This is a genomic window from Pseudomonas sp. NPDC088885 (assembly GCF_044750025.1).
GTDB classification, from domain to species: Bacteria; Pseudomonadota; Gammaproteobacteria; order Pseudomonadales; family Pseudomonadaceae; genus Aquipseudomonas; species Aquipseudomonas rustica.
Genome location: NZ_JBIVJB010000056.1, coordinates 1 through 10,080, shown reverse-complemented (window position 1 = coordinate 10,080; position 10,080 = coordinate 1). Strand labels below are relative to the sequence as shown.

Genomic DNA, 10,080 nt, shown 5'->3' with positions numbered 1-10,080 from the left:
CGCCGCTCACGAAGAGCAGCGCGAAGGCCATGTGGTGATCCTTTCGGTGGGCACTCAGCGGATCGGCTTCGTCGTCGATCAACTGGTCGGCCAGGAAGAAGTGGTCATCAAGCCATTGGGCAAAATGCTGCAGGGCACTCCGGGCATGTCCGGCGCCACCATCACCGGTGACGGCCGCATCGCGCTGATTCTCGATGTTCCAAGCATGCTCAAGCGTTACGCCGCACGGCGTATTTGAATCCGGGGCGGCGGGGCGATCACGCTCCGCTGCACCTAATGGAGTGTTTATGGCAGTCAAAGTCCTGGTGGTGGACGATTCGGGTTTTTTCCGCCGCCGCGTCTCGGAAATTCTTTCAGCGGATCCGAGCATCCAGGTGGTCGGCACTGCAACCAACGGTAAAGAGGCCATCGATCAGGCACTGGCGCTCAAGCCGGACGTGATCACCATGGACTACGAGATGCCCATGATGGACGGCATCACGGCGGTGCGGCACATCATGCAGCGCTGCCCGACCCCGGTGTTGATGTTCTCCTCGCTGACCCACGAAGGCGCTCGGGTCACCCTCGATGCGCTGGACGCCGGCGCGGTGGATTTCCTGCCGAAGAATTTCGAAGACATCTCGCGCAATCCCGAGAAGGTCAAACAACTGCTGTGCGAAAAGGTGCACAGCATCTCGCGCAGCAATCGTCGTTTCAGTGCTTACAGTGCGCCGGCTCCAGTGGCTGCGCCTGCACCGACGCCTGCTCCGACTGCATCAAGTTTCAGTAGCCACAGCAGCAGCCACAGCAGCAGCGCTGCGGTGCGTCCAGCGCCAGCGCCTGTGCATGCTCCGGTTGCAACCCGTGCACCGGCCGCCAGCGCTTCGTCGCCGGCACCGAAACGCAAGGCTTACAAACTGGTTGCCATCGGCACCTCGACGGGCGGCCCGGTTGCGCTGCAACGGGTGTTGACTCAGTTGCCAGCGAACTTCCCGGCACCGATCGTGTTGATCCAGCACATGCCGGCGGCATTCACCAAAGCGTTTGCCGAGCGTCTCGACAAGCTCTGCCGCATCAGCGTCAAGGAAGCCGAGGATGGCGACATCCTGCGTCCGGGGCTGGCATTGCTTGCGCCGGGTGGCAAGCAAATGATGATCGACGGCCGTGGCGCGGTGAAGATTCTGCCGGGCGACGAGCGTCTGAATTACAAGCCGTGCGTGGACATCACCTTCGGCTCAGCGGCCAAGTCCTACGGTGACAAAGTTCTGGCGGTGGTGCTCACCGGCATGGGCGCCGACGGCCGTGAAGGCGCGCGTTTGCTCAAGCAGGGCGGCAGCTCGATCTGGGCGCAGGACGAGGCCAGTTGCGTGATCTACGGCATGCCGATGGCCATCGTCAAAGCTGACCTCGCCGACGCGGTGTACAGCCTGGACGAGATCGGCAAGCACATCGTCGAGGCATGTATCTGATGGATGTTTTAAGCCTTATCGGGATCATCATGGCGTTCGTCGCCATCATCGGCGGCAATTACCTTGAGGGCGGCCACATCGGTGCGCTGGCCAACGGTCCTGCGGCGTTGATCGTCCTCGGCGGCACCGTCGGCGCGGCGTTGCTGCAATCGCCGATGAGCGCGTTCAAACGCGCCATGCAGATTCTGGCGTGGATCCTGTTTCCGCCCCGGGTTGATCTGGCCGGCGGCATCGACCGTGTCGTCAACTGGAGCCTCACCGCGCGCAAGGAAGGCCTGCTGGGTCTGGAAGGCGTGGCCGATGCTGAACCGGATAATTACTCGCGCAAAGGCCTGCAACTGCTGGTCGATGGCGCCGAGCCGGAAGCGATTCGCAGCATCCTCGAAGTGGATTTCTACACCCAGGAAGCGCGCGACATCGAAGCCGCGAAAGTCTTCGAAAGCATGGGCGGTTACGCGCCCACCATCGGCATCATCGGTGCGGTGATGGGCCTGATCCACGTGATGGGCAATCTGGCCGATCCGACGCAACTGGGCAGCGGCATTGCCGTCGCATTCGTCGCCACCATTTACGGTGTCGCCAGTGCCAACCTGGTGTTGTTGCCGGTGGCGGCCAAGCTGAAGGCAATCGCGTTGCGGCAGTCGCGTTATCGCGAAATGTTGTTGGAAGGGATCCTGTCGATCGCCGAAGGTGAAAACCCTCGCTCCATTGAGTTGAAGCTGCAAGGCTTCATGGATTAAGGGAATAACCTCATGGCTCGTCGCAGGCATCAGGAAGAACACGTCAACCACGAGCGCTGGCTGGTGTCCTACGCGGATTTCATCACCTTGCTGTTCGCGTTCTTCGTGGTGATGTACTCGATTTCGTCGATCAACGAAGGCAAGTACAAAGAAATTTCCGAGGCGCTGGTCGGTGTTTTCAAAGACTCCGACCGCGCGCTCAAACCGATTCCTATTGGTGATGAGCGACCGAAAACCACCACTCCGGCCAAGCCGCTGGTCAAGGATGCCGAGCAGATTGATGCCGGTATCGCCGGGGCCAGCGATCCGCTGAAAAGCATCTCCGATGACATCAGCGCCGCGTTCGGCGACTTGATCGCGTCCAACCAGATGACCGTGCGCGGCAACGAGTTGTGGGTCGAGATCGAACTCAATTCCAGCCTGTTGTTCGGCAGTGGCGACGCCATGCCGAGTGACATCGCGTTCAACATCATCGACAAGGTCGCGGCGATTCTGAAACCGTTCGATAACCCGATTCACGTCGAAGGCTTCACCGATGATCAGCCGATCCGCACCGCGCAGTACCCGACCAACTGGGAACTGTCCTCGGCGCGTTCGGCGAGCATCGTGCGCATGCTGGCGATGCAGGGTGTGAACCCTGGCCGATTGGCGTCGGTGGGTTACGGCGAATTTCAACCGGTGGCGAACAACGCCACCGTTGAGGGCCGCGCGAAGAATCGTCGGGTGGTGTTGGTGGTGTCGCGCAATCTCGATGTCCGCCGCAGCCTGACGGGCACCGGGACGGCCAATGCGCAACCGGACGCCGCGTTGAAGCGCGCTGGCACACAAACTGCACCGACCCCGGTCAAGACGCCGGGACGCGAGAGTGCCGTCAATTCTCCGTCACCCGCATTAACACGCTGAGCTATGTCTCGGTCGAGCATATCGGCCGGGAGGAACGAACCGAATGAGAGTCTGGGCAGTCGCCAATCAAAAGGGTGGTGTCGGTAAAACCACATCTTCCATCGCTTTAGCCGGGTTGCTGGCCGAGGCGGGCAAGCGCGTGGTTGTGGTCGATCTCGACCCGCACGGCTCGATGACCAGCTATTTCGGCTACGACCCCGACAGCCTGGAACACAGCAACTACGACCTGTTTCTGCACAAGGGCAGCGTGCCGCAAGGCCTGCCGGGGCAGTTGCTGTTGTCGACCAGTGACGAACGTATTTCACTGTTGCCGTCGAGCACCGCACTGGCGACCCTTGAGCGGCAGTCGCCGGGGCAGAGTGGCCTCGGTCTGGTGATCGCCAAGAGTCTGGCGCAACTGTGGCAGGACTTCGATTACGCGATCATCGACAGCCCGCCGTTGCTCGGTGTGCTGATGGTCAACGCGCTGGCCGCGAGCCAGCAACTGGTGATCCCGGTGCAGACCGAACACCTCGCCGTCAAAGGCCTGGAGCGCATGGTCAACACGCTGGCGATGATCAACCGTTCACGCAAGCAGGCGCTGCCGTTCAGCATTGTGCCGACGCTGTTTGATCGGCGTACGCAGGCGTCGCTGGGTACTTTGCGCGTGCTGCGCGATAAATTTCCGGAAGAGATCTGGCAGGGTTACATCCCGGTCGATACGCGTCTTCGTGACGCCAGCCGTGCCGGTGTCACGCCTTCGCAATTCGACGGCAAGAGCCGTGGCGTTCTCGCTTACCGCGCGCTGCTCAAGCATCTGCTGGCGCAGCAACTCGTCGCGCAGGTGGCTTGAATGACTTTGACTTGTGTAGGAGCTGGCGCAGGCTACGATCTTTTGATCTCGCTGTGTGGCCTCCTTGAAAAGAGCAAAAGATCGCAGCCTGCGGCAGCTCCTACAGAGGGCTGCGCATGAATCGGCCGGTGAAGCTGACTTCGCGTCCGCAGTTGGCGTTGCAGTCTTATCTGGAGGATTTACTCAATGATCTTCCGGAAGAATTGCCGGCGGTAGTCGAAGCGCAGCCTGAGGCGCTGGATGAGTTTCAGGCAGCCGTGCTGGAAGAGCAGGCGCGTGATGCGCAAAAGGCTGCCGCACCGGTTGCCGCACCTGCCGCAGCGCCTGTTGCCAAGGCCCCTGTGGCGTTGATTGAAGAAACGCGCGCGTCGGTTTCTACGTTGGCGCCGTTGCTGCAAACACAACTGCTGACAGTGCCGGAACCACCGGCGCCTGAGCCTGAACCTGAAATTGAAGCGCCGGCGCCACAGACACTGATTCCGCCCGTGGTGGAAGTGCATCTGCCGCCAAGCAACACGCCGCCACCGGTGGAAACCGATGGCCGCCCGGCGTGGGCCGCAGATGCGTTCGAATGCCTGCTGTTCGACGTTGCCGGGCTAACCCTGGCGGTGCCGCTGGTGTGCCTCGGTTCGATCTATTCGCTGGCCGGGCAAGAGCTGACGCCGCTGTTCGGTCAGCCGGAGTGGTTCCTCGGCATTCTGCCGAGTCAGGCCGGTAATTTGAAAGTCCTGGACACCGCGCGCTGGGTCATGCCGGATCGCTATCGCGATGACTTCCGTCAGGGCTTGCAGTACGTGATTTCGGTACAAGGTTACGAGTGGGGGCTGGCGGTGCATCAGGTCAGCCGCTCGTTGCGTCTGGATCCGAATGAAATCAAATGGAGAAGTCACCGGGGTCAGCGGCCATGGCTCGCCGGCACCGTGATTGAACACATGTGCGCCTTGCTCGATGTCGCTGCACTGGCCGAGTTGATCGCCAGCGGCGGGGCGAAGCACATGTCCGGCAGTAAGCCGAACCACAAACCGACATAACAGACAGTACCGGCGTACAAATGCCGGCGACGAAACATAAACCGCCACACGCGGTACTTCGAGGGGCTAGGGTATGAACGATAAGGCGACGGCGGCAAAGGGTTCTGAAGATCCGATCCTGCAATGGGTAACCTTCAAGCTGGACAACGAAACCTACGGCATCAACGTGATGCGCGTTCAGGAAGTGCTGCGCTACACCGAGATCGCTCCGGTGCCGGGCGCGCCGAGCTACGTGCTGGGCATCATCAACCTGCGCGGTAACGTCGTCACCGTGATCGACACTCGCCAGCGCTTCGGCCTGATGAATGCCGAGATCAGCGACAACACCCGCATCGTCATCATCGAAGCCGACAAGCAAGTCGTTGGCATCATGGTCGACAGCGTGGCCGAAGTGGTTTACCTGCGTCAGTCGGAAATCGAGACCGCGCCGAACGTCGGCAACGAAGAGTCGGCGAAGTTTATCCAGGGCGTGTGCAACAAGAACGGCGAGCTGCTGATTCTGGTCGAACTGGACAAGATGATGAGCGAAGAAGAATGGTCGGATCTGGAGAACATCTGATTGATTCTTGAAGTCGCGGTCATTGTCCTGTTCCTCTTCTGGGCAGGCACGCTGGCAATGTTTCTGGCGTACATCAAGGCGCAGAAACTAATCGCTGCGCAACAGGCCCAGGGCGATGCGCTGCGTGATCAGCGCATCAAAGACCTGGCCAAACGAGTCGACGACTACCAGAACGGCAACGTGCGCATGGGCGAAGCCCTGCACGAGCTGCGCTCGGTCGTCGCACCGTTGCCGGACAAGCTTGTTGCACTGGAACAACGCGACCCGTCGAGCCTGTCATTCGCCCAAGCGGCGAAACTGGTGGGGATGGGCGCGAGCGTTGATGAACTGACTCAGTCATGCGGGTTGACCCAGGCTGAGGCGGAGTTGATGCGTAAACTGCATAAAAACTGATTTTTGCGCCAAGGCTGATGGCCTATTCGCGAGCAAGCCCGCTCCCACATTAGATCGGTGTACGCCGAACCAATGTGGGAGCGGGCTTGCTCGCGAAGGCGTCTTCGAAGACTCAATAATCATCCCCGCGCTCGGTGATGTCCTTCTCCACCATCGGCGCCTCCAGATCCTGCCCTTCGGGGAATTTCCCCTTCAGATTCCACGCAAACGCGATGATCTCGGCGATGGTGCGGTACAGCTCCTCGGGGATGCTGTCGCCCAATTCCATCCGCGCCAACAAGCGCACCAACTCGGCGTTCTCGTAGATCGGCACCTCGCAATCGCGGGCGATGCGCAGGATTTCTTCGGCCAGTTCGTCGTCACCTTTGGCGGTGAGGGTCGGGGCGTGGTTGCCGTCGTATTTAAGAGCGATGGCCTGGCGTGGGGCGGTGGAATCGTTCATGCGGTTTCGTCGACCCAGCGGTGTTCGAGGCGGGTTTGGTTGCCTTGCGGCGGCGTGCCTTGGTGGCAGTCGATATCGCCGACGTTGAGGCCGCGATCGAGCAGGCGTTGGCGCAAGGCGAACAGGTTATTTTCGATCAGGTCGGCGGTGTACGCCCGTTCGGCCCACAGTTGGCCGGACAGGCTGCCGGCGACCAGTTGCGCCTGAATCTGCATTGGCCCGAGCGGTTCCATGTCGAACGCCAGATCGACGCGCCACAGTTGCTGCTTGGGCTCGCGTTCGTCACGGCGTTCGTTCGGTTGCGGCTCCCGTTCCGGTGCCTCTTCACGCTGGAATTTGACCTGCAACGGCACGATGTCTTGCATATTTCGCATGGGGATTTCCAACTGCCAGGTGCTGAGCAGACGGCCGTCATCGGTGACGCCGGTCTGTTCGAGACTCGACAGTTGATGGCTTTGCAGGCGCGACACAGCAGCGGCGGCGAGGCGCAGCAGATGCTCCAGATCGCCTTCGCCATCGAGACTTTGCAGCAGGCGGTCGGGCAGGGGGAAGCTGCTCGGCAGCGGTTTTGCGCTGACTTGGCCGAGGGTGCCGAGGGCATTACGGACGAAACTCGGCAGCGCTTGCGCCAAGGTGTTGGCCGCAATGATCGCGTTGAAACTGGCGTTGCCCGGCGCTCCCGGCGACAGTTGCGCGATCAGTTTGAGCAGATCGGCTTTGATGTCCGGGGTCAGGGTTGGGTTCTGCCCGGTGAGCAATTTGGCTTCGAGGAAGGCGCCGCTGTTGGCCAAGGCCAGCGCCACGCCTTTGGAAGTGGTCATTTGCTGCAGATCGGGGAGGCTGGCGAGCAGTTTGTCGACCGCCGCGCGCAAGTCCGCTGAAGTCTGATCGTTATCTGCAGGCAGATTTTGCAGTGCGTTCAGCAGACCGCTCAGAGAGGCTTGGCGACTTTGCTGGCCGACCAGTTGCTGACTGACGGCCAGTTGTTCTTGCCGGCCGCTCAGGGGCAGGAATTTCAGGGTTTGCGCATCTTCCACCAACGCCGAGAGCAACGTGCCGATGCGCAGCGGTTGCGGGCTGTCGATGGTCAGCGTGCTGCCGCTCTGCGCGGTGTTGAGCAAACTGACCAGCGAGCGGAACACCGTCGCTTGCCCCGGCGTTTGCGGCAGTAGCTGCGAAGTCAGGACTTTGCCTTGCAGCAACGTGCCCACGGGCAATTGCGACGTATCAATGCGGGTGAGGGCGGCGACGCTGCTGGCGATGGCCTGTTGCACGGTGATCGCCAGATTGCCGGCCGAGGGTTGGGTGATGGCAATGCTGGTGCCTTGCAGCAATGGCAGATTGCTGGTCGCTTGCACGGTGGTCTGGCGGCCGCTGTCCAGCGTCACTTTGAGCAACAATTGAAAGGTCTGATCCGCCTGCTTCAGCGACAACACCTCGGCCTTGGCACTCTGGCCGGCGCCGATCAAGCCTTCGACCGGTGTCAGCAGCTTGAGCAGCTCACCGACCTGCGGGCGAGCAGTCGCCGGTGTGGCCTGCGGGAGCGGAAGGATGTTCATTTCGCCTGTCATACAGTGAAACAACCTTTAGAAAATGCACTCTGGGGAGTCGGGCACGCCATGTATAATGCCGCCCGTCTTGCGATTCGTTCAAAAAAACATAGCAATTGTTTGACGCAGCTCTCTAGATCGAGCCGTCATTGCATTTATGCTGCATCTCTTTAACGGCCGCGCCAGAGCCGACTTGAACCGTATAAGGCCCGTGATCCCTTGACCAGTCCTGTCCTGCAAACTGTTGCCCTCGCGTGTGAACGTGACCTGCGGCTGCTCTTCGAGAATCTCGAATTGAGACTGGCCAGTGGCAATATGTTGCAAATCAGCGGTCCCAACGGCAGCGGTAAAACCAGTTTATTACGCCTGTTGGCCGGATTGATGCAGCCGACCGACGGTCAAGTCCTGCTCAACGGTTTGCCGCTGACTGAGCAGCGCAGCGAACTGGCGCGCAACCTGTTGTGGATCGGCCATGCTGCCGGGATCAAGGATTTGCTGACCCCGGAAGAGAATCTCTCGTGGCTCTGCGCCCTGCATCATCCCGCCGAACGCGAGGCGATCTGGCAAGCGCTGGCAGCCGTAGGATTGCGCGGTTTTGAAGATGTTCCCTGCCACAGCTTGTCCGCCGGCCAGCAACGCCGCGTGGCGCTGGCGCGGTTGTATCTGGACAGTCCGCCGCTGTGGATTCTCGACGAGCCGTTCACCGCCCTCGATAAACAAGGCGTGGCGCAACTTGAAGAACATCTGGCCAAGCATTGTGAACGTGGCGGTCTGGTGGTGTTGACCACGCACCACACGCTGAGCCGGATGCCGGCCGGTTATCGCGATATCGATTTGGGGAACTGGGCAGTATGAGTGTCTTCGGCCTGCTGGTTGCCCGTGAATCGCGACTGCTGTTTCGCCGCCCTGCGGAGCTGGCCAATCCGCTGATTTTTTTCGCCATCGTCATCGCTTTGTTCCCGCTGGCCGTCGGCCCGGAAACTCAAGTGTTGCAAAACCTGTCCCCGGGGTTAGTCTGGGTGGCGGCGCTTTTGTCGGTCCTGCTCTCGCTGGACGGGCTTTTCCGCAGTGATTTCGAAGATGGATCCCTGGAACAGTGGGTCCTTTCGTCGCACCCCCTGCCACTACTGGTATTGGCCAAGGTGCTGGCACACTGGCTTTTCTCCGGTCTGGCACTGGTTTTGCTCTCACCTCTGCTGGCGTTGATGCTCGGTTTGCCTGCCGCGTGTCTGCCGGTTTTGTTGTTGTCGTTGTTGCTGGGTACACCGGTGCTGAGCTTGCTCGGCGCGGTGGGCGCGGCACTGACGGTCGGTTTGAAACGCGGCGGCCTGTTGTTGGCGCTGCTGATTCTGCCGTTGTACATCCCGGTGTTGATCCTTGGCAGTGGCGCCTTGCAGGCCGCCCTCCAAGGCATGCCGGCGACCGGGTATCTGCTGTGGCTTGGTAGCCTGACCGCCCTGGCGATCACCCTGACACCTTTTGCAATAGCTGCTGGCCTGAAGATCAGCGTCGGCGAATAATGAGGTCTGATCAAAATTTGATCAGCAAAGACCCAAATGCCAGCTCACATCGATGAGCGGCACCCGTGATGGAAACAGTATGAACTGGACCTGGTTTCATAAGCTCGGCTCACCGAAGTGGTTCTACGGCATCAGCAGCAAGTTCTTGCCGTGGCTGAGCATCGCAGCGTTGCTGTTGATTGGCGTCGGCGTCGTTTGGGGGCTGGCCTTCGCGCCGCCGGATTATCAGCAAGGCAACAGCTTTCGCATCATCTATATCCACGTGCCTGCCGCGATGCTCGCGCAGTCGATCTACGTGATGCTGGCGGTGTGCGGCATTGTCGGTCTGGTGTGGAAGATGAAACTGGCTGACGTCGCCCTGCAATGCGCGGCGCCGATCGGTGCCTGGATGACCGCCGTGGCGCTGGTCACCGGGGCGATCTGGGGCAAACCGACCTGGGGTTCGTGGTGGGTCTGGGATGCGCGGCTGACCTCGATGCTGATTCTGCTGTTCCTGTATTTCGGCGTGATTGCGCTGGGCAATGCCATCAGCAATCGCGACAGCGCCGCCAAGGCCTGCGCGGTGCTGGCCATCGTCGGGGTGATCAACATTCCGATCATCAAATACTCGGTGGAGTGGTGGAACACCCTGCACCAGGGCGCGACCTTTACCCTCACCGAAA

13 protein-coding genes are annotated in these 10,080 nt (G+C 60.7%); 11 read left to right on the top strand and 2 right to left on the bottom strand.

All coding sequences use genetic code 11. The features are described 5' to 3' along the window. From ACIP1X_RS19515 to ACIP1X_RS19480, 8 genes are all read left to right on the top strand, one after another. Positions 1 to 238: chemotaxis protein CheW (locus ACIP1X_RS19515; RefSeq protein WP_400754394.1), on the top strand; the 238-nt coding region annotated here is incomplete at its 5' end. 49 nt (positions 239 to 287) lie between these two features. Next, on the top strand, positions 288 to 1,448 hold the full coding sequence (locus ACIP1X_RS19510; RefSeq protein WP_400754391.1) for a chemotaxis response regulator protein-glutamate methylesterase: 1,161 nt from the start codon (positions 288 to 290) through the stop codon (positions 1,446 to 1,448). Then, positions 1,448 to 2,188, top strand: a complete 741-nt coding sequence (locus ACIP1X_RS19505; protein ID WP_159812660.1) for a flagellar motor protein — start codon at positions 1,448 to 1,450, stop codon at positions 2,186 to 2,188. The genes ACIP1X_RS19510 and ACIP1X_RS19505 overlap by 1 nt, the downstream gene beginning before the upstream one ends. Positions 2,189 to 2,200: 12 nt before the next feature. Continuing rightward, positions 2,201 to 3,091, top strand: coding sequence for a flagellar motor protein MotD (gene motD / locus ACIP1X_RS19500; RefSeq protein WP_053118407.1), 891 nt, complete (start codon positions 2,201 to 2,203; stop codon positions 3,089 to 3,091). Positions 3,092 to 3,134: 43 nt separating this feature from the next. Beyond that, positions 3,135 to 3,923, top strand: a complete 789-nt coding sequence (locus tag ACIP1X_RS19495) for a ParA family protein (protein WP_053118409.1) — start codon at positions 3,135 to 3,137, stop codon at positions 3,921 to 3,923. Positions 3,924 to 4,039: 116 nt separating this feature from the next. Then, positions 4,040 to 4,954, top strand: a complete 915-nt coding sequence (locus ACIP1X_RS19490; protein WP_400754390.1) for a CheW domain-containing protein — start codon at positions 4,040 to 4,042, stop codon at positions 4,952 to 4,954. A 73-nt stretch (positions 4,955 to 5,027) separates the two neighbouring features. Beyond that, entirely contained in the window at positions 5,028 to 5,513 is a 486-nt protein-coding gene (locus ACIP1X_RS19485) for a chemotaxis protein CheW (RefSeq protein WP_053118413.1), read from the top strand. Continuing rightward, positions 5,514 to 5,906: a DUF2802 domain-containing protein gene (locus tag ACIP1X_RS19480; RefSeq protein ID WP_159812664.1), complete on the top strand. Its 393-nt coding sequence runs from the start codon at positions 5,514 to 5,516 to the stop codon at positions 5,904 to 5,906. Between the two features lie 112 nt (positions 5,907 to 6,018). Here ACIP1X_RS19480 and ACIP1X_RS19475 read toward each other — a convergent pair whose 3' ends face one another. Both ACIP1X_RS19475 and ACIP1X_RS19470 read right to left on the bottom strand, forming a co-directional pair. Further along, positions 6,019 to 6,348 carry an EscU/YscU/HrcU family type III secretion system export apparatus switch protein gene (locus tag ACIP1X_RS19475; RefSeq protein WP_282358554.1) on the bottom strand — a complete coding sequence of 110 codons (330 nt, stop codon included), beginning with the start codon at positions 6,346 to 6,348 and terminating at the stop codon, positions 6,019 to 6,021. Further along, positions 6,345 to 7,919: a flagellar hook-length control protein FliK gene (locus ACIP1X_RS19470; protein WP_400754386.1), complete on the bottom strand. Its 1,575-nt coding sequence runs from the start codon at positions 7,917 to 7,919 to the stop codon at positions 6,345 to 6,347. Before ACIP1X_RS19470 ends, ACIP1X_RS19475 begins: the two co-directional genes overlap by 4 nt. A gap of 198 nt (positions 7,920 to 8,117) precedes the next feature. Here ACIP1X_RS19470 and ccmA point away from each other — a divergent pair, with 198 nt between their 5' ends. The 3 genes from ccmA to ccmC all read left to right on the top strand — a co-directional run. Further along, a complete protein-coding gene (ccmA, locus tag ACIP1X_RS19465; protein ID WP_400754384.1) occupies positions 8,118 to 8,753 on the top strand; it encodes a cytochrome c biogenesis heme-transporting ATPase CcmA in 636 nt (211 codons plus the stop codon). Next, positions 8,750 to 9,418 (top strand): heme exporter protein CcmB, encoded by a 669-nt coding sequence (gene ccmB, locus ACIP1X_RS19460; protein WP_007919970.1) that lies wholly within the window; start codon positions 8,750 to 8,752, stop codon positions 9,416 to 9,418. The genes ccmA and ccmB overlap by 4 nt, the downstream gene beginning before the upstream one ends. Positions 9,419 to 9,497: 79 nt before the next feature. Next, positions 9,498 to 10,080: heme ABC transporter permease CcmC (gene ccmC, locus ACIP1X_RS19455; protein WP_400754383.1), on the top strand; the 583-nt coding region annotated here is incomplete at its 3' end.

Bases quoted from the DNA above. Each gene is read 5' to 3' on its own strand.
- ACIP1X_RS19470 (WP_400754386.1), bottom strand. From the start codon at position 7,919: ATGACAGGCGAAATGAACATCCTTCCGCTCCCGCAGGCCACACCGGCG.
- motD (WP_053118407.1), top strand. From the start codon at position 2,201: ATGGCTCGTCGCAGGCATCAGGAAGAACACGTCAACCACGAGCGCTGG.
- ccmB (WP_007919970.1), top strand. From the start codon at position 8,750: ATGAGTGTCTTCGGCCTGCTGGTTGCCCGTGAATCGCGACTGCTGTTT.
- ACIP1X_RS19505 (WP_159812660.1), top strand. From the start codon at position 1,448: ATGGATGTTTTAAGCCTTATCGGGATCATCATGGCGTTCGTCGCCATC.
- ACIP1X_RS19510 (WP_400754391.1), top strand. From the start codon at position 288: ATGGCAGTCAAAGTCCTGGTGGTGGACGATTCGGGTTTTTTCCGCCGC.
- ACIP1X_RS19490 (WP_400754390.1), top strand. From the start codon at position 4,040: ATGAATCGGCCGGTGAAGCTGACTTCGCGTCCGCAGTTGGCGTTGCAG.
- ACIP1X_RS19475 (WP_282358554.1), bottom strand. From the start codon at position 6,348: ATGAACGATTCCACCGCCCCACGCCAGGCCATCGCTCTTAAATACGAC.
- ACIP1X_RS19495 (WP_053118409.1), top strand. From the start codon at position 3,135: ATGAGAGTCTGGGCAGTCGCCAATCAAAAGGGTGGTGTCGGTAAAACC.
- ACIP1X_RS19485 (WP_053118413.1), top strand. From the start codon at position 5,028: ATGAACGATAAGGCGACGGCGGCAAAGGGTTCTGAAGATCCGATCCTG.